The sequence below is a fragment of the Pseudomonas sp. Irchel s3b2 genome, from assembly GCF_900187445.1.
GTDB lineage: Bacteria > Pseudomonadota > Gammaproteobacteria > Pseudomonadales > Pseudomonadaceae > Aquipseudomonas.
In genome coordinates this window covers 313,587-330,829 of sequence record NZ_FYEB01000004.1, presented here as the reverse complement: position 1 = coordinate 330,829, position 17,243 = coordinate 313,587, and the positions used below count along the sequence as shown (strand labels likewise).

Genomic DNA, 17,243 nt, shown 5'->3' with positions numbered 1-17,243 from the left:
CAGGATGGTCTCTTGTAGGTCTAATCACGGAAAAATCAAAACACTTGTCGCCTGAGCATTAATGGTTCAGCCTCAGGTCGTCGGCTGCGCCAATGATCCTGCAGGTTCTGGTGCCGGACAAACGGATAATCCTGCTGCTATCGATGACTTTTACGAATGAATTACCGCCACCTCACCCCCTCGATGTCGTTGCTGCTGGCCTTTGAAGCCGCCGCCCGACATGAAAGCTACACCCGCGCCGCGATGGAACTCTCACTGACTCAAAGTGCAGTCAGCCGCCAAGTCCAGGCGCTGGAACAGCAACTGGGCCTGACGCTGTTTCGCCGTGAAGGCCGGCAGGTGCAGTTGACCGATGTCGGTCGTCTTTATCAGCGGGAAATGACTGAGGCGCTCGGACGCATCCGCAGCGCCACGTTGCAGGCAATGGCTTATCAATCAGGCAGCGGCACGTTGCGCCTGGCCACATTGCCGACCTTCGGCTCGAAGTGGTTATTGCCGCGCCTTCATGACTTCTACAAAACCCATCCCGGTATGCTGGTGCACATCAACTCCCGGATCGACGCCATCGACTTTGAAACCAGCGGCATCGATGCCGCGATCATTGTCGGCAATGCCGATTTACCGGGCCTGATCAGCCATCGCCTGCACGCAGAAGAAATGATGGTGATCATTTCGCCGCAAGCGGCCCAGGCCCATGACGACTGGACACCGGAGCGCATTGGTGGACAGATACTGCTCAATGTCACGAACAATCCCAACGTTTGGGGCGAGTGGTTCAGCCACCACGGCTTGCCCCATCGAATGATGCGCCTGGGGCCAAGTTTCGAACTCACCTCGCACTTGATCCAGGCCGTCAGAGCCGGCATCGGTATCGGTCTGGTGCCGCGTATTCTGGTGGCCGACGAGCTGGCCAACTCAGAGCTGATCAGCCTGGACCTGCCTTTCGCCAGTCAGCGCAGTTACTACCTGACCTATCCGCCGCGCAATGAAATGCTACCGTCACTCATGGCGTTCCGTACCTGGTTGCTGGAACAGATATGAATGCAGTTTTCAATCAGTGCCGACATCTACGCAAAGGGCTTCAAGCAGTACCTGCTCCAGGATGACAAAAAAACATTTGATGTGAGCCTGTTTCAATGCCTGCGGCCGGGTCACCAGATAGACCTCCATATCTGGAAGTTGGAGATCCGGGAACACCCCGATCAGGTCTTTCGCCAGAATACGGGGCAGCACTGCCACGCCCATACCTCGCTTCACCGATTCGAGCTGAACAGCGAATGAGTTCACGCTGATCTGCGTGCGATCCAGCCCCGCAGCCTTTGCCGCACACATTTGCGGCAACATATCCAGCGGAGGAAGCAAGGCAATATTGACCGCAGTGGCTGGCGTCACTCCTGGAAACCGCTTCAGATAACCTGCATCGGCGAAGACACCGTAAGCGAGCCTGCCTATGGGGCGATAAATCAGCGACGGCTCGCCCAGATGAACTGTGCGTATTGCAATGTCTGCGGCGCCGCGGACAATCTTGTGAAAGTCGGCGGTTATCAGCAATTCCACCGAGCATCGTGGGTGCGCAGAGGTGAAGCGACTCGCGGCCTCCAGCACGCAAGACGAGAATCCCTCTCCTGCACTGACCACGACACTACCAGATAGCTCTGTGTGTAACTCGGACATGCCCGTAACGGTTTGACGCCTCAAGCCCGCTTCAGCAGCCAGGGCAACGTCCACGAGGGATTGGCCTCGCGGGGTCAACCAGCATCCTTCAACGCCCCGCTCGACGAGTGGCTCGCCAAGTGCACCTTCAAGCTGGGTCAGCCGTCGCGACACCGTAGACGCAGCGACCCCCAGCAATTGGCCGGCCTGAAGAAAGCTACCGCGCCGCGAGACGGCCAACAGCAGACGAAGATCATCCCAATTTGCTTGCAACGCCATGCTTCATAGCCTCCCTGGTCTGCATATATGCAAAGCCATTATGCAGTAGTCGCTGTTTTTCGACAGAGACCTCAAAGGTATATCTACAGACCCTCGAAACGAATGGAATGGAACGGACTGTATGACTACTGGCCCCAACGACTTTGCGGAACGCGCCGCCAGCGCCTTCAATCGCCGTGATGTGGAGGCGATGCTTGCGCTGGTTTGCGAAGACTTCATCTACTTCGATGGGATGGGGATGCAAACCGGTCGCGAATCCATGCGCCAGCGAGAAACCGCATTACTCGAAGCGTTCCCCGATGCCCAGCTGACCTTCAGCCCATTTGCCGTCGATAACGATCGTTTAGCACTGACCGCCTTCCTGACCGGCACCTTCACCGCACCATTAGTGCTGCCGGACCGGGTGATTCCACCCCATGGTCGCCACATCGCCGTGTACTACGCCGCACACTTCACCTTCAAAGACGGGCTGGCCATTCGTGAAGAGGCCTTCTTCGACAGTGCGGTGTTGATGTCATTTTTTAGCCGATCAAACTGAGGATTGAGAGATGCACAGCGTATTCGTTACTGGCGCAACAGGCTTGCTGGGCAATAACCTGGTGCGTGAATTGGTCGCTCATGGCTGTACGGTCAAAGCGCTGGTCCGATCAAGGGCCAAAGGTGAACAGCAATTCAACAACCTGCCGGGGGTGGAACTGGTCGTAGGGGACATGGCCGATGTCGACGCATTCGCAGCGACGCTGCAAGGCTGCGATACGGTATTTCACACTGCGGCGTTCTTTCGCGACAACTACAAGGGCGGCAGCCACTGGAAGGAACTCGAAAAGATTAACGTGTCTGGTACGCGGTGCCTGCTTAACCAGGCCTACCGCGCCGGTATTCGACGGTTCATCCATACGTCTTCCATTGCCGTGCTCGACGGCGCACCTGGCACGTCCATCGATGAGACATGTCTGCGGGCCGACGCCGATGCGGATGACTACTACCGTAGCAAGATCCTCGCCGACCGTGTCGTCTTGTCGTTCCTGGAGGTCCATCCCGAGATGCATGCCTGCATGGTCCTGCCTGGCTGGATGTGGGGCCCAGCCGACATTGGCCCGACCTCCTCGGGACAGTTGGTCAACGATGTCGTGCGCGGCAAATTGCCCGGACTGATCCCCGGTAGTTTCTCCGTTGTCGATGCCCGCGATGTGGCATTGGCGCAGATTGCCGCCGCCAGGCATGGACGGCGCGGTGAGCGCTATCTCGCGGCGGGCCGGCATATGACAATGCGTGAGCTGGTGCCTGTTCTGGGACGTATAGCGGGCGTCAAGACACCCGTTCGACAATTACCGCTGGCCTTTCTATACACTTTGGCGGCGGTGCAGGAAATCTATGCGCGTATTACCGGCAAGCCCATCCTGCTGAGCATGGCCACGTTGCGCCTGTTGGTACGAGAGAAGGACCGCTCGTGTTTCAACCACAGTAAAAGTGAAAAAGAGCTTGGCCTGAGTTTCCGGGCGCTAGAGCTGACAATCACCGACACCGTGGCGTGGTACCGTGATCACGATTGGTTTGAAACACACACCAGGACAAGGACGTAAACATACTGTGAGCAGGAAAATAATCCTGATGCGCCACGGCCAGCCAAAGTTGGTCGCAACCGAAAAAATGTCAGCACTCGATATGAAAGACTGGATCGAACACTACAACCAGTCCGAAATCACCAACCAACCCGTCCCGGATGCCAGCATGCAGCTCGCCGCAACCGCCACGGTGGTTGTCTCAAGCGACGCGCCTCGTGCGCTGACTTCCGTCCAGGCGCTTGGCCTGAAGCCCGCCCTCGTCGACGCGCTTTTCCGTGAAGCGCAACTGCCTTATGGTCACTGGAAACTGCCACGGCTATCGCCGTTTACCTGGGCATTTATCCTTCGAGTCTTATGGTTGTGCGGTTACTCACGCAGCGTCGAATCCGTCGGCACGGCGAGGATGCGCGCCAGCACGGCAGCTCAACGACTTCAGTCCCTTGCCAGCGAAGGACCGGTTCTGCTGCTCGGTCATGGCATTATGAATCGAATGATTGCCAAACAACTGGTGGCAGATGGATGGACTCGCCAAAACCGTAATGGCAGCCAGTATTGGAGTGCGACGGTGTATCAACACGGCGGTGTTTAATAGGTGCCTGTTGAGCGACATTGCGCCAGACCTGCACCAGCATGGTCAACCGGGCCGACGCCAAGGCTCCATAGGTAATGGTTTAGCGTTGATCTATAAGGGCGACTAAATTACAGCGGAGCGAGCAGCTTTCGACCCTGAACTGACGTTGACGAGTGTCCGTTCAGGGTCGATTGCAGCCCTTTGTGACCGGCAGAAATCAGCCAAAAGGAGCCAGTCGCAAGTGTCCAGCAACAAGATTCGAAGGACCTGTATTTATTTTCATTAGTGTCAGGATGCCCCACTACACGGCATAAAAACGTTTGCTCACTGTTGAAAGTCTCCTGGACTGCTCTACGCTTCACGACAGGGCGCCCCGACCAACTCGCAGGCTTAGGCTGACGTTGGTGCCCTATTGTCAGTAATACTCAGCCCCCAAGACTGTACTGAGGCCCTCAGCTGATAACAGGGGTGCGCCCTGCCTTTTCACCACGAATTATGTCAAATGGAGAATTGCAAATATTCGGCCTATAGGTGGTCCCTAAATTGAACGAATTCATTCCTGACGCTGTGCGGTTGTCGCAAATCTTTTCACAAGCAACAGCCCCGACGTTTTTCCTTGGTGCAATAGCTGCGTTCGTTTCGTTAATGACTTCGAGGTTATCAGCTGTCATCGACCGTACACGGGTACTCAATGCGATCCCCGAAGACGACCAGAGGCGTGCGCACCTCAGGGCCGATCTGGAGCGATTGAGGCGGCGGGCTGACTTATTGAACGCTGGTATCCTGTCTTCTTTGCGCGGCGGACTTTGCGCCACCCTGCTGCTCGCTATCATCTTTGTAACTGAGTTCATGGGCTTCAAGTACGCTTATGGTGCCGGCCTTCTTTTTGTAATTGCCACATTCTTCCTCGGTGTGGGTCTGTTTCGCTTCGCCCAAGAAGCTAAAATCAGTGTCAGTGCGGCGGATGAACACCTTTGACCGATTCAAATTCTTGGTGCTAAGTCCGGAGCCCCGGAGGCACGGCCCCCAGACGCGACGAATTCCCCCTGACTTCGGGGGCATCTCTGATAGTCCGCTATGGGTTCATTACAACCCTTCGTGACAGACTGCAATCGGCCGATTGTGACGAAAAAGTCGGCCGGGCCTGGCTAGCAATGCATTGAACGGTGAAAGTGTCTTTTTTTGCACGCGGCTACATCAAATCTGGCCCTGAATCTTCTGCGCAAGTCTCGGACTTCAATCTCAAGCGCGTACTTTTCAGCCATGACAACCGAAGTCGACTTTTTCAACAGAATTGGCTCAATGTGAAGTTTCCCTGGTCATTGCTCGAATCAAAAGTACCGTCATGACTCCGTGCAGAATGACCACGGGCCACAAGAGAACCCCACTCGAATTGCCCGAGATGCCAACGTAGGTGAGATACACCGTCACGGCTGCGTTATAGATCAACATGCCGAACAAGGGTGAGCGGGGCCAGCAGGCGACGCCCAATGCGATGAGGGCGATACCGGCAACGCGGACGATGACGCCCGTTAGTTCGATGCCAAGCAAAAGTTGCCCTACCAGCGACGGGACAAGTATCAGCGCCACGCCAGTGGCTGCCTCGATGATTGCGGCGAAAACAAGCAGTCCTTTCATCCTATGGGCGCTCCATCCCGGGCTGCATGGGTGCAAGACTGCACAGCCCTGAGGAATTGGTTAATCCGATTGCGACTAAGCCTTAGTGCTTATCGTGATTAGCCTTGGTGGAAAGTTCCAATCCTGCAGCAATACTCCACTGTGCTCGAAAACCATTCGAGTATAGCGTGGGGTAATAAGTCATGAGCTTAAGCGTCTGCGAAGTGAAAGAATCTCGTCTTTCGTTAATCAAGCGATGCCTTCGCCAGCCGTTATTGCACTTTCTAATCGCCGGTTTTGCGCTCTTTGTGCTGTACGGAGGTTTGCACCGTTCACCCCTCAATCAAGATCCGCAACGCATCGAAATTACCCCTGAAGTTGTTCAGCGGATCGCGATTTCCTGGCTGGCACGATGGCAACGACCCGCATCGGAGCAACAGTTGCAGGGCATGATTGATGAATATGTGAAAGAGGAAATCCTTTTTCGCGAAGCACTGAAACTTGGCCTGGATAAAGACGACACCATCATTCGTCGCCGACTGGCGCAAAAAATGGATTTCCTCGCAGAGGATGTAGCGTCGCTTCGCGAACCTGCACCCGGCGTACTTGAGGCTTGGTACAACCAGCATCAGGACCAATATGCCCCACCGCCACTTGCGACCTTCCGTCATTTGTTCTTCGCCATGGACAAACGCGGCTCGGATGCGCGAATGCAGGCTCAGGCTGCATTAAGTGGCCTGACAGACAAAAACAGTGGTGAAGGCGATGCCTTCATGTTTAAAAACGCCTACACAGAACAATCCCAGGATCAGGTGGCGCGGGTCTTTGGTTCAACGTTCGCCATTTCATTGTTCAAGCAAACGCCGGGTAGTTGGGTGGGGCCTGTGGAGTCAGGTTTTGGTTGGCATCTAGTGTGGATTGATACGCTGGCCAAACCACCGGCACCGCCCTTCGAAACCGTGGCCCAGCAGGTCAAGTCCGATTGGTTGTCCAAGCAACGCAGCGAATCGAAACGCGCCAATTTCGAGGCCCTGAAAGCACGCTATGAAGTCGTGGTGATGATGCCGGCATCGACCAGCGGGATTGTTTCCACTCAAACGGGGCGGCCGTGATGAGGTGCACGGTCTGGCTGCTGTTGGTGCTTTTGTTCATGGGGCAGGCGGCCATGGCCCATGAGTCCCGCCCCGCTTACCTGGAAATCAACGAAACGGCCGCCGGGAGCTATAACGTACTGTGGCGCACGCCGGTGCTTTCAGGTGTGCGATTGCCGATTGCGCTCCGGTTTGCCGAAGGTGTGCGCACTGTCGTTGAGCCCGTGGAAAGCGAACTGAACGATTCACTGATCGAGCGTCGAGTCATTGATACCGGTCCCGCAGGACTGATCGGGCAACGCATCGAATTTATCGGCCTGCAAGCGAGCATCACCGATGTGCTGGTGCGTGTCTCGCGCCTGGACGGCAGCCTGACGACCACCCTTGTCCACCCCGCGCAACCCTGGATAGAGATCGCCGCCACGCCGGGAGCGTTCTCGGTGGCCGGTGCATTTCTGGTTCATGGCATACAACACATCCTGGGGGGGGGCGATCACCTACTGTTCGTCTTCAGCCTCCTGCTGCTGGTGAGTAATGGCTGGATGCTGGTGAAGACCATCACCGCATTCACCCTCGCCCATTCCATCACTCTGGCACTCGCGACACTGGGTGCGGTGCGGCTGCCCGGCCCTCCTGTTGAAGCGACGATCGCGCTGAGCATTCTGTTGCTGGCAGTTGAAATCGCCCGCAAGAACCGTGGTGAAATCAGTTTCACCACCCAATGGCCATGGGTGGTGGCGTTCTGTTTTGGCTTGTTGCACGGCTTTGGTTTTGCCGGTGCGCTGGCGGAAATTGGCTTGCCGCAACGTGACCTGCCCCTGGCGCTGTTCACCTTCAATGTCGGCGTGGAAGTCGGCCAGTTGATGTTCGTCGCCGCTGTGCTGAGCCTTCGCGCACTGTTACTGCGTTTTCGACTGGCACTGCCCATCGCACAAAAGCTGATTGTCAAAACCCCGGAGATTTCAATCGGGTGTTCAAATGGATCGTCGGCAGCTTGAGCCACCCGATCAAGGAGCTGATTGATCCGAAGGTTGCCGGCAACATCTGGCAGCAGAGCATCACCATTGCCGACAAGTACTACAAGCCCGGCAAGTTCACCACGTTTGTCGCCTATGAATGGACCTCAGCCCCCAACAATCAAAACATGCACCGCAATGTGTTTTTCCGCGATTCGAAGAAGGTGCCGGATCTGCCCTTCACGGCCATCGATTCGGACAAACCGGAGGATTTGTGGGGATGGATGGACGATCAACGCAAAAAAGGCAACGAGGTGCTGGCGATCTCCCACAATGCCAACCTCAGCAACGGCCTGATGTTTCCGGTGGACGTAGATGACCGTGGCCGCCCCATCGATACCGCCTGGGCCGAGACGCGGATGCGCAATGAATCCCTCACCGAAATTCACCAGGTAAAGGGCACCTCAGAAACCCACCCCGAACTGTCGCCGACAGACGAATTTGCCAATTATGAAATCATGAATTTCCTGCTTGGCATCGACAACAGCACATCGAAACTCAATGGCAGTTACGTCAGGCAAGCCTGGCAAAACGGAATGGCTTTGCAGCAAGCTCGTGGATACAACCCTTACAAAATGGGCGTGGTCGGCGCCAGCGACTCGCACAATGGGGTGATTCCTTATTCGCAGAGCAACAACTTCGGCTCCCACGGCTTTACCGACAGCACCCCGGCGGCGCGTCTTTCCGGCAAACAGAATTCGGGCTTGATGGCCTTGCAAACCAGCACGTCCGGTTTGGCCGGTGTCTGGGCCGAAGAAAATACCCGTGAATCGATCTTCGATGCCATGAAGCGTAAAGAAGTCTATGGCACCAGCGGCGTGCGCATCCCCGTGCGCATGTTTGGTGGCTGGGGCTTCGACAGCAGTGTGTGGAATGAAAAAGACTGGGTGCATGCCGCCTACGCCAAGGGCGTTCCCATGGGCGGCGACTTGCCGGCAAAACAGGGTAAACAGACTCCGTCCTTCGTGGTATGGGCGGTCAAGGATGCCGACGATGGCAACCTCGATCGAATCCAGATCATCAAGGGCTGGACCAAAAACGGCCAGACGTTCGAGAAGATCTACGACGTCGCCTGGTCAGGTGATCGCCAACTGGACCAAGACACCGGCAAGGTCCCACCGGTGGGTTCCACGGTCGATGTTTCCAAGGCGACTTACACCAATAATATCGGTGCCACCGAGCTGAAAAAAGTTTGGGTCGATCCGGATTTCGATCCGGCCCAGCACGCGTTCTACTACACCCGAGTGCTCCAGATCCCGACACCGCGTTGGAGTACCTATGACGCGGCCAAGCTGCAAGTACCACCTCCGGCTGACGTTTCGGCCACCGTCCAGGAACGCGCGTGGACTTCGCCGATCTGGTACACGCCGAATGCTGAGGACAGCAAGCTTGTCGCTGGTGGCAAAACCATCGATCAGCTGAAAACCGAAGGTGCCAAAGCGCTCACTAACGACCAGTTGCAAGCCTACGTGGAGGGCAAAACCTTGAAGGTGCGCAACACGGTCACCGGCCAGACGTTTGAAATCGTTTATGGCTCCGACGGACAACGCCTGATCATCAGTGTCGATGGCAAGCCGCCTGCGCAAGGGGAATACCTGAACATGCTGCATGACGGACAGTTTGGCGTGCCGGCCAAATATGAAATAAAGGATGGGCATCTAATGACAACACTCGGCGGCACACCCTTCGAGGTCACGGTATTCGAGCAAAACGGCAAATACATGGCGGCTCGCAGCAATGAGTTCGGCTATGCGAATTATGAGGTTGAAGAGGTCAAGTAGCGCCGAGGCCCAGGCCACCGAGCAGTGGTTGTGGAACTTCGGCGTGGCCTACGACAGCAGCGCCGTCTCGGACAGCAACCGCAGCGTGGTCGTGCCGATGAACGAAGAATGGCGCATTGCCACAGGCGCCACCTATGCTCTGAACAAGGACACCGATGTCAACGTCAGTTGGGTCATGGCATGGCTCGGCGATATGCCGGTGGAGCAGACCAAATCCGTATCGGGCAATCGAGTATCCGGTCAATTCGACAATGCCTGGATTCAAGCCCTGACCGGGAACATGACCTGGCGATTCTGATGCACAGTAAACGAAAGAACGACAATTTCATCCAAGGAGTAAACACCACTATGAACCTGTCCCTAAACCTGCTCGCCGGCGCCGTACTGACCGGTCTGATGCTCAGCGGTTGCACCTCGCAAGTCACCGAACAAGATCAATACTCCGGTTTCCTCCCCAACTACAACAATCTGCAAGAAGTAACGACTACCACTGGCGAGAAAGCCATGCGTTGGGTGAGTCCGTCATGGAACCCTAATGCGTATGACACAGTAGTGTTCAACAAACTCGAACTCTATCCGGCGCCCAAACCCAACGAGCGGGTCAACCAGCAGACACTCGACGAATTGCAGGCCTACATGACCCACAAGGCCAAAGGCGTGCTGGGCCAGAAATACCGAGTGGTATCGAACGAGAGCGCAGCACCCGTCGGGTCAACCCCTCTGATCCTTCGCGCAGCGATCACCGGGGTGAGCGCCTCGAATGAAGGCATGAAATGGTATGAAGTGGTGCCGGTTGCGGCCGTAGTCGGGGCGACCCAAGCTGCCACTGGTCATCGTGATCAGGACACTAACCTGTTCATCGAAGCCGAGTTCATCGACGCGAAAACCAATCAGAGCGTGGCCAAAGGAGTGCGCAAGGTCTTTGGCAGCCAGCTTTCGAACGAGAGCCAGAAAATCACCACGAAGGATTTCAAAGCCGCGATCGATAAATTGAATGCTGATCTCCGGGCGTTTATCGGCAGTTGATTTCTGGCGCAGACGACCGCTTATGTCGGGGGTCGAGCATCCCGCACCGACCCTGTCCAACGAAGCCCAGGTATTACGCACAGAACCGACGCGCCCCAATGTGCGGCTGGGCGAAATCCTGATCGATGCCGCGATCATGAAGCGATTCATCGAAGGTGAGACTCGGACGTAAGTGACGCTTCTGCCGGAGTGCCTGGACGATTACGTAGCCAAAGAAAATCCAGTCCGAGTGGTCGACGTTTTCGTCGACTAACTCGACCTGGGTGTACTTGGGTTTGAAGGTGTTGATCCTGCTGCAATGGGGCGTCCGGCCTACCATCCTGTGATAGCGCGGCTTGCCGGTCTTTATCCATCGAATCAGACCAGGTGACTCTCGATTTTCCTGAGCCACCACCGGGCATTAGTAAACAACCAGCATCAGACAAATGTCTCACTAATGCATGAATGGAATGTAGCGTAAGCCCTAAGTTTCAAAGCCCTCCGCCGAAGCGATACTGCCAGACGATGCCAATGACATCGTATTCGCTGCCCGTGCGAGTATGTCCGCCATTACTCGCATTCAGCTTCACCGAATGGTTCCGGTTCAACGGCAGCGTGAGGGTGCATCCGTAGCGTGTGTTTTCCTGAAAATCGTGGTTACCGACGCCATCGATTGAAGTACTCCCGCCAGCGAAGTAGGTCCCATCCAGCGCAGCCCAAACACCGTTGCTAAAGGCATAGATAAGATGCCCCTGTACCTGGTAAATCGGGTTCTGGGAGAATGTGTGGCCACCGAGGAACTCGTCATTGTCGGTGTAAAAGGTTCCCGCGCCGGATAACTCCACGGTCACTGGCCCCAGACGCTTGGAAATCCCTAGTTCAGGCTTGAATGACCAGCGGTTGTTGCCGAGGTTTATCAGCTTGCTCGCATCGTATTGGCCGAGTGGCGCCGTGATCGCCAGGCTGGCGCCGATAATCACATCCTGTTGATAGCTGGGGAATTCAGCCAGGGACAGCGCCGGGGCGCCATATAAGTTGACCGAGAACCGGAATCTTGGATCGATCAACCCCGTAACATTACGCTCCTTGGGTTCACCGGCGAATAGGGCAGAGCCAGTCAATCTTGCCTCAGGCACGATGATATCGAACTTCCCGGAGCGGCCCCAGACGTCCAGGGATCTGGCAAAGGCAAACACGACAGTCTTGATGTTGAGTTTGGCATCCTGGAGCGGGACAGAGGGGTTGGCCGTCACGTTGCCATGGAGATCGCTGTAGCCCATGAGCAAGAAATTGATACCGACCGGCGTATTGGCGTAGGACCTAGGTTCGAGATCCTCTGCGCCTGCACCGGGAGTTACGATGATGAGCGAAGCGGATGCGAACCGAACCAGCCTGACGACGCAGAGTTTGGGTTTCATCCACATTCGCTCGCTTCCTGTCAGGCCCCCAGAGTTCTATGTATTGTTGTAGCGCATCTACATTCGTTTGGCACTTACAGCTGCCACCAGCACCGTGTGGCCGCGCTTACTGTTTGATCGGATACTCCTGGCCAATCAGTTCTTGGGCATACGCTCATTGGATGAGTTTGCCCTCACCTGGTTTCGTGGACAACTCGAAGTCTTATAACAAGGCGCGGCAAGAGACAGATCGTCTGGGTTTCCTCAGACGAAATTGACAGGCAGCTGTTGGCCGTTTTTGACTATCGCCACCGGCAGCAATGGGTCGGATACAGCCCTTGGTGACAGGCAGAAAGCGGCCAAAAGCAGCCGTCCAGCCCATCAAAAGACGGACGATTGATGCATTTACTGATTCGCCATGGGGTGACAGAAATGGGCTACCTTGTTGACCCATTTACTCATAGCTCAGGGAGAGCGCCATGTCTGTAGAAATTCAGCTTTCGGAAAATGCGACTGAAGCAGAGCGGTTAGGAATTTTGACTCCATTACTGGCCCATAATCTGGCCAACGGTGGGGACGATGCCCATGAAACATTTGCCCTGTTGCTACGAGACACTGACAGTAACGAAGTTATAGGCGGGCTGTACGGCAAGGTCTCATATCAATGGCTGCTCATTGATCTTGTCAGCGTTCCCGAGTCGATGCGTGGCCGAGGTATCGGAGAACGGCTAATGCGCATGGCCGAAGATATCGCTCAGAAAAAGAACTGCACTGGTATCTTGCTGGAGACCTTCAGCTTTCAGGCGCCAGGCTTTTATCAAAAACTGGGCTACTCCGAATTCGGACGCCTGGCAGACTATCCACCGGGACATACCCGACTCTATTACCAGAAGCTGTTGTGCTGACAACGTTTTGATCTTGGCCCGATAGCTAATCGGCCAATTTCAGCCAATGCTGACCGGCTGCTTTGGGTCCAGGCTGTGTGAAAACGCATGCGCCGTTTTGAAGTCTGCGTTGCTACGTAAAATCTGTCGGCGTTTGGCTTGGTCAGCCAGACCTAAAATTTGCATAGGAACGCGATTTTTGTTCCGATTCTGACTGTCAAACTTGCTCTAAAACGTTTTCACACAGCCTGGGTCGTTGGCGGCCACTCGCGATAGGCCGAAATCGGCCTGACGCAGCCTCTTGGGGCGCCCGCGCGCAGCCGCAAACACGTTAGTTCAATCAAGAATGGGACGAAGGAAACTGCGCTCGTAGCTCAGGATGAGTTTTTGCTCGGTAGCCTGCGTCACCAATTGAACGCACTCAGGGTCTACTCCGGCCTCCCTACGGTACTGCTCATAATCTGCCAGGCTGGAAAAGCTGAATAGACAGTAAGCAATGTTGTTGGCGCCTTCGGCTGGTAGAAAGTAGCCGTGGTGCTTTCCTCCCATACGGGTCACCACACGAATCCAATGGCGAGAATAGCTTTCGAAAGCCGGGATCTGGTAGGGATCGATTACATACCTGACATGGCAAGTGATCACTGGATCATTCCTTTGAAAATGGGGAAACCGCTATTCTACACATGCCATAAACTCTGCCCGGTCGAGTCAGGTCTTAAAAAGCTCCGCGCTCATGAAGTCGATAAACACACGCAGTTTCGGCGCCAGGTGCTTGCTCGACGGCCAGAGCAAGCGGAAGGTGCCGTGATGCTGGTTGAAGTCGTCCAGCACCGTCAGCAGTTCGCCGGCCGCTATGGCATCGCGCACCATGAAATCCGGCAGACAAGCGATTCCAAGGCCATCGCGGGCGACATGAATCAGGGCTTCGGTGGTGTTGCATACCATCGAGGCCAAGAGGATGGGTTCTGCTTCGCCCTCCTGCATACGCAAGGGCCAGGATTCGAACTTGCCGGTACTCGGGAACTTGTGTTGCAAGCTGGCATGGCCCGCCAAATCGGCGGGCACACGCGGCGTGCCGCGATCGGCGAGGTATCGGGGCGAGGCGACCAGCAGCAGCTTGAAGCTTCCCAGTGGACGGGACATCAACCGGGAATCCGTCGGTTCTCCGGTGCGAATGACGGCATCAAATCCATCCTCGATTACATCGACCATCCGATCCGAAAAATCCACGTCCAACTGGATGGCCGGGTACCGGCGCATGAAAGCCGTGAGCGCCGGCATCACCAAGCCGCTGACCAGCGGCAGACTCACGCGCAACTTGCCTTGGGGTGCCTGCCGAGTCTCCGACAGTTCCAGCTCGGCCGCTTCGAGCTCGCAGAGGATGCGCCGGCAACGCTCCAGGAACAACGCGCCCTCGGCGGTCAGCGTAATGCTGCGCGTGCTGCGGTGCAGCAGGCGCACGCCCAGCCGCTCCTCTAGCCTGGCCACGCTCTTGCCCACGGCGGAGGACGAAATGCCGAGCACTCGGCCGGCTTCCGAAAAGCTACGGGTTTCCGCCGCCTGCACGAAGAATGCAATGCCATTCAGAGAGTCCATTTTTCCGCCAAATTTAAGAAATATTGTCCGATATGTTCGGAACCTTAGCCCATTTTTCTTAATAGCGCGCACCCCTACGATGACGGCTGCGTAGGCTGGACACGACTGTCTTGATTTTCGAGATACGGCTTTGACGCGCGCCTGTTTCTCCCCCGGACTCTTTACGGATATTTTCTATGACTCAAGTCTTGGCCGCCACAAGCGGCCCCACTGGCCGTGACTGGCTACAACTGCTGGCCGCCTGCCTTACCGGCATCCTGATCCCGCTGTGCTTCACCGGGCCGGCCGTCGTGCTGCCGTCCATCAGCCAGGAGCTGGGCGGGACGGCAGTTCAGCTGAATTGGGTGGTCAACGGCTACATCCTGACCTACGGTAGCGCCATGATGGCGGCCGGCAGCCTGACCGACATCTATGGCCGCAAGCGCGTGTGGTTGGTCGGTCTGGCGCTGTTCGCAGTGGTTACGTTCATCATTCCGTTGGCGCCGAGGGTGATCTGGATCGACGGCCTGCGCCTGCTGCAAGGGCTGGGCGGCGCGGCCGCCTTCGCGGGTGCCATGTCCTCGCTGGCACAGACCTTCCCCGGTCCGATCCGCACCCGCGTATTCAGCCTGCTCGGCACCACGTTCGGCATCGGCCTGGCCTTCGGGCCGCTGGCAGCGGGCTGGCTGGTGGAGGTGGCAGGCTGGCGTTGGGTGTTCCTGGCGACGGCGATGATCGGCGTGGCGGGTTTCGGGCTGGTATGGGCCAGCGCTACGGAATCCCGAGACCCGGAGGCCACCGGCTTGGACTGGCCGGGCGCTATCAGTTTCACCGCCGCGCTCGCCCTGTTCACCTATGGCGTCCTGCTGGCACCCGAAAAAGGCTGGCGTAGTGCCACGGTCATCGGGTCGCTGCTGGTTGCGGCCGTGCTGTTCATGGCGTTTGTGCGCATCGAGCGGAAAGTGGCGCGGCCGATGCTCGACCTGTCGCTGTTCGGTCGTGCGCGTTTCGTCGGCGTGCAAATACTGGCCGCGTCGCCGGCCTTCTTTTTCGTCACGTTGATCGTGATGCTGCCGGGACGCTTCATCGGTATTGACGGCCTGGGAGCGCTTGAAGCGGGACAAATGATGATTCCCTTGGCCGCGCCGCTGCTGGTCGTGCCGTTTCTTGCCGCGTTGCTGTCGCGATGGTTCACCGCCGGCATGTTGTCCGGTGTCGGGCTGTTGCTGGTAACGGTCGGGCTGGTCTGGGTGGGCCAGGTGTTGTCCGGCGGGGCTGGCCCTGCGCTGGTAGCACCGCTGGCGCTGATCGGCGTAGGCATTGGACTGCCTTGGGGATTGATGGATGGCATGGCTGTGAGCGTGGTGGAGAAGGAACGTGTTGGGATGGCGACGGGCATCTTCAACTGCGTGCGTGTTTCGGCTGATGGCATCGCCATCGCGGTGGCGGGCGCGCTGCTGGCGTTCCTTATTCAGGGCGGGTTGCTCGGGGCCTTAGGCACAGCCGATCCAGCCGCTGTGATCGAAGCCGCCAATCGCGCCGCGCTCGGCGATCTTGCGCAGGCCGGCGCCCTTGTAAGCGGAGAACGCGCTTTGCTGCTGGCGACCTACGACCAGGCATTCCGCTGGGTCTTGTACGTCCTGGCCGCATCATCGGCACTGACTGCGTTGCTGGTGTTCGCCTTGCTGGGTCGAGCGCGTACGCATGAAGAAGCAAGAGCGGCTGCATGAATCCGATTGAGACAGGCTCTTTGCTCGCCGATCGTGCACGGCATCGGGCTTTATTCAGGAACCAAAGGAATGAACCAGTAGCCTGCGACCGAGATCAATCACAGATCAATTCGGCTGAGACAACTCCAAAGCCTGCTCAATGAGCACCAAAGCAGGCGAGCGCAGCATCGATAAATCGTCGGAGTTTGGCTGTTCTCTGACGATTGGCCGTGTAGAGCAAATGCATTTGTCGGCTCGGTGCCTGGTAGTCAGTTAACAGTCGAACTAACCCGCCGCGGCGCAACGCGGGCTCAAGAAAGTCTTCCGGTCCAAGGACAATCCCGAACCCCTCCAGTGCTGCCGACAGCAGTGCTTTGCTCTCATTGACCTGCAATCGACTGACGACTTGTACCCGTTCAACTGCGGAGCCTTTACAGAATACCCATTCGCGGTCGGCCGGCCGGGACCAATAGGCATACCCCAGACACTCATGGTACTTCAGATCATCCGGTATTTGCGGCACTCCGCGGTCGGTCAGATAGCTCGGTGCCGCACAGGCTACCAACCGGTAAGGCGCCAATGGCCTGGCGGTCAAACTGGATGCGGCCAATGGGCCAATCCTGAAAGCCACTTCATACCCCTCCTCCACCAGATCGACGAAGCGGTCGGTCAAATGCAGATCGATTTCAACCTCCGGGTGTTGACGCAAAAACTCCGTCACAAAGGGCATGAGGCTATAGGAGCCGAATGTTACAGGAGCGCTGATTCTCAGTTTGCCGCGCGGGGTGTCGTTCATGATCTGCGCAAGGGAGTCGGCAGCCTGAGCCTCGCTCAGAATGTGCTTACAGCGTTCGTAGTAAGCGCTGCCCAACTCAGTCAGGCTCTGGCGTCGGGTGGTACGGTTCAGTAGCCTCGCACCTAGCCGCTGCTCAAGCGCGGAAACATGCTTGGCCACCATTTGCGGCGACAGGCCCAATCGCTCGGCGGCGCTGGCATAGGAGCCGGATTCCGCCGCCATCACAAACGCCCCCATGCTCGTCAGGCGATCCATCATTCAACACTCCTGGTAACGAGACTAAGTAGCCGATGATTATTTATCT

18 protein-coding genes and 2 pseudogenes are annotated in these 17,243 nt (G+C 56.8%); 14 read left to right on the top strand and 6 right to left on the bottom strand.

Going from position 1 to position 17,243, the window contains the following annotated elements:
* Positions 1-156: 156 nt before the first annotated feature.
* Positions 157-1,041 carry a LysR substrate-binding domain-containing protein gene (locus CKW20_RS13005; protein ID WP_095053246.1) on the top strand — a complete coding sequence of 295 codons (885 nt, stop codon included), beginning with the start codon at positions 157-159 and terminating at the stop codon, positions 1,039-1,041.
* A gap of 9 nt (positions 1,042-1,050) precedes the next feature.
* Here CKW20_RS13005 and CKW20_RS13000 read toward each other — a convergent pair whose 3' ends face one another.
* Positions 1,051-1,932, bottom strand: coding sequence for a LysR family transcriptional regulator (locus CKW20_RS13000; RefSeq protein ID WP_095053245.1), 882 nt, complete (start codon positions 1,930-1,932; stop codon positions 1,051-1,053).
* 121 nt (positions 1,933-2,053) lie between these two features.
* Between CKW20_RS13000 and CKW20_RS12995 the strand changes: the two genes are divergently transcribed.
* The 4 genes from CKW20_RS12995 to CKW20_RS12980 all read left to right on the top strand — a co-directional run bounded on the left by CKW20_RS12995 (position 2,054) and on the right by CKW20_RS12980 (position 5,046).
* Positions 2,054-2,470: an ester cyclase gene (locus tag CKW20_RS12995; RefSeq protein ID WP_095053244.1), complete on the top strand. Its 417-nt coding sequence runs from the start codon at positions 2,054-2,056 to the stop codon at positions 2,468-2,470.
* A 10-nt stretch (positions 2,471-2,480) separates the two neighbouring features.
* The gene (locus CKW20_RS12990) at positions 2,481-3,515 is read left to right on the top strand and encodes an SDR family oxidoreductase (protein ID WP_095053243.1); all 1,035 of its coding nucleotides are present in this window, start codon (positions 2,481-2,483) and stop codon (positions 3,513-3,515) included.
* A 28-nt stretch (positions 3,516-3,543) separates the two neighbouring features.
* On the top strand, positions 3,544-4,086 hold the full coding sequence (locus CKW20_RS12985; RefSeq protein WP_095053242.1) for a histidine phosphatase family protein: 543 nt from the start codon (positions 3,544-3,546) through the stop codon (positions 4,084-4,086).
* Positions 4,087-4,611: 525 nt separating this feature from the next.
* Positions 4,612-5,046, top strand: a complete 435-nt coding sequence (locus tag CKW20_RS12980) for a DUF2721 domain-containing protein (protein WP_176466889.1) — start codon at positions 4,612-4,614, stop codon at positions 5,044-5,046.
* 321 nt (positions 5,047-5,367) lie between these two features.
* On the opposite strand, the gene CKW20_RS12975 is transcribed toward CKW20_RS12980, so the two are convergent.
* On the bottom strand, positions 5,368-5,706 hold the full coding sequence (locus CKW20_RS12975; RefSeq protein WP_095053240.1) for a hypothetical protein: 339 nt from the start codon (positions 5,704-5,706) through the stop codon (positions 5,368-5,370).
* Positions 5,707-5,888: 182 nt separating this feature from the next.
* Between CKW20_RS12975 and CKW20_RS12970 the strand changes: the two genes are divergently transcribed.
* From CKW20_RS12970 to CKW20_RS12945, 7 genes and pseudogenes are all read left to right on the top strand, one after another.
* Positions 5,889-6,797 carry a peptidyl-prolyl cis-trans isomerase gene (locus tag CKW20_RS12970; RefSeq protein ID WP_095053239.1) on the top strand — a complete coding sequence of 303 codons (909 nt, stop codon included), beginning with the start codon at positions 5,889-5,891 and terminating at the stop codon, positions 6,795-6,797.
* A complete protein-coding gene (locus CKW20_RS12965) occupies positions 6,797-7,774 on the top strand; it encodes a HupE/UreJ family protein (protein WP_256585038.1) in 978 nt (325 codons plus the stop codon). The genes CKW20_RS12970 and CKW20_RS12965 overlap by 1 nt, the downstream gene beginning before the upstream one ends.
* Entirely contained in the window at positions 7,747-9,573 is a 1,827-nt protein-coding gene (locus tag CKW20_RS12960; RefSeq protein ID WP_256585037.1) for a DUF3604 domain-containing protein, read from the top strand. Before CKW20_RS12965 ends, CKW20_RS12960 begins: the two co-directional genes overlap by 28 nt.
* Positions 9,566-9,871 (top strand): annotated as a pseudogene (locus CKW20_RS12955) (outer membrane protein transport protein); the annotation flags it as partial. The gene CKW20_RS12960 and the pseudogene CKW20_RS12955, both read left to right, overlap by 8 nt.
* Positions 9,872-9,921: 50 nt before the next feature.
* Entirely contained in the window at positions 9,922-10,599 is a 678-nt protein-coding gene (locus CKW20_RS12950; RefSeq protein WP_095053238.1) for a DUF3313 domain-containing protein, read from the top strand.
* 22 nt (positions 10,600-10,621) lie between these two features.
* Positions 10,622-10,771, top strand: a complete 150-nt coding sequence (locus tag CKW20_RS29830; protein WP_256585044.1) for a hypothetical protein — start codon at positions 10,622-10,624, stop codon at positions 10,769-10,771.
* Positions 10,772-10,927: pseudogene (locus tag CKW20_RS12945) on the top strand (IS5/IS1182 family transposase); the annotation flags it as partial. It lies immediately after the preceding gene.
* A 142-nt stretch (positions 10,928-11,069) separates the two neighbouring features.
* Here CKW20_RS12945 and CKW20_RS12940 read toward each other — a convergent pair.
* Positions 11,070-11,996, bottom strand: a complete 927-nt coding sequence (locus CKW20_RS12940) for a transporter (RefSeq protein WP_256585036.1) — start codon at positions 11,994-11,996, stop codon at positions 11,070-11,072.
* A 458-nt stretch (positions 11,997-12,454) separates the two neighbouring features.
* Between CKW20_RS12940 and CKW20_RS12935 the strand changes: the two genes are divergently transcribed.
* Positions 12,455-12,880, top strand: coding sequence for a GNAT family N-acetyltransferase (locus CKW20_RS12935; protein ID WP_095053236.1), 426 nt, complete (start codon positions 12,455-12,457; stop codon positions 12,878-12,880).
* A gap of 315 nt (positions 12,881-13,195) precedes the next feature.
* Here the strand turns inward: CKW20_RS12935 and CKW20_RS12930 are convergent, their stop codons facing one another.
* Together CKW20_RS12930 and CKW20_RS12925 are read right to left on the bottom strand one after the other, a co-directional pair.
* Positions 13,196-13,501 (bottom strand): NIPSNAP family protein, encoded by a 306-nt coding sequence (locus tag CKW20_RS12930; protein ID WP_095053235.1) that lies wholly within the window; start codon positions 13,499-13,501, stop codon positions 13,196-13,198.
* A 66-nt stretch (positions 13,502-13,567) separates the two neighbouring features.
* Positions 13,568-14,455: a LysR family transcriptional regulator gene (locus tag CKW20_RS12925; protein ID WP_095053234.1), complete on the bottom strand. Its 888-nt coding sequence runs from the start codon at positions 14,453-14,455 to the stop codon at positions 13,568-13,570.
* 176 nt (positions 14,456-14,631) lie between these two features.
* Between CKW20_RS12925 and CKW20_RS12920 the strand changes: the two genes are divergently transcribed.
* Positions 14,632-16,164: an MFS transporter gene (locus tag CKW20_RS12920; RefSeq protein WP_095053233.1), complete on the top strand. Its 1,533-nt coding sequence runs from the start codon at positions 14,632-14,634 to the stop codon at positions 16,162-16,164.
* Between the two features lie 136 nt (positions 16,165-16,300).
* Here CKW20_RS12920 and CKW20_RS12915 read toward each other — a convergent pair whose 3' ends face one another.
* Positions 16,301-17,197, bottom strand: coding sequence for a LysR family transcriptional regulator (locus tag CKW20_RS12915; RefSeq protein ID WP_176466888.1), 897 nt, complete (start codon positions 17,195-17,197; stop codon positions 16,301-16,303).
* Between the last annotated feature and the right edge of the window lie 46 nt (positions 17,198-17,243).

Bases quoted from the DNA above. Each gene is read 5' to 3' on its own strand.
- CKW20_RS13000 (WP_095053245.1), bottom strand. From the start codon at position 1,932: ATGGCGTTGCAAGCAAATTGGGATGATCTTCGTCTGCTGTTGGCCGTC.
- CKW20_RS12990 (WP_095053243.1), top strand. From the start codon at position 2,481: ATGCACAGCGTATTCGTTACTGGCGCAACAGGCTTGCTGGGCAATAAC.
- CKW20_RS12965 (WP_256585038.1), top strand. From the start codon at position 6,797: ATGAGGTGCACGGTCTGGCTGCTGTTGGTGCTTTTGTTCATGGGGCAG.
- CKW20_RS12975 (WP_095053240.1), bottom strand. From the start codon at position 5,706: ATGAAAGGACTGCTTGTTTTCGCCGCAATCATCGAGGCAGCCACTGGC.
- CKW20_RS12935 (WP_095053236.1), top strand. From the start codon at position 12,455: ATGTCTGTAGAAATTCAGCTTTCGGAAAATGCGACTGAAGCAGAGCGG.
- CKW20_RS12995 (WP_095053244.1), top strand. From the start codon at position 2,054: ATGACTACTGGCCCCAACGACTTTGCGGAACGCGCCGCCAGCGCCTTC.
- CKW20_RS12985 (WP_095053242.1), top strand. From the start codon at position 3,544: ATGCGCCACGGCCAGCCAAAGTTGGTCGCAACCGAAAAAATGTCAGCA.
- CKW20_RS12970 (WP_095053239.1), top strand. From the start codon at position 5,889: ATGAGCTTAAGCGTCTGCGAAGTGAAAGAATCTCGTCTTTCGTTAATC.
- CKW20_RS12940 (WP_256585036.1), bottom strand. From the start codon at position 11,996: ATGAAACCCAAACTCTGCGTCGTCAGGCTGGTTCGGTTCGCATCCGCT.
- CKW20_RS12915 (WP_176466888.1), bottom strand. From the start codon at position 17,197: ATGATGGATCGCCTGACGAGCATGGGGGCGTTTGTGATGGCGGCGGAA.
- CKW20_RS13005 (WP_095053246.1), top strand. From the start codon at position 157: ATGAATTACCGCCACCTCACCCCCTCGATGTCGTTGCTGCTGGCCTTT.
- CKW20_RS29830 (WP_256585044.1), top strand. From the start codon at position 10,622: ATGTCGGGGGTCGAGCATCCCGCACCGACCCTGTCCAACGAAGCCCAG.
- CKW20_RS12925 (WP_095053234.1), bottom strand. From the start codon at position 14,455: ATGGACTCTCTGAATGGCATTGCATTCTTCGTGCAGGCGGCGGAAACC.
- CKW20_RS12920 (WP_095053233.1), top strand. From the start codon at position 14,632: ATGACTCAAGTCTTGGCCGCCACAAGCGGCCCCACTGGCCGTGACTGG.
- CKW20_RS12950 (WP_095053238.1), top strand. From the start codon at position 9,922: ATGAACCTGTCCCTAAACCTGCTCGCCGGCGCCGTACTGACCGGTCTG.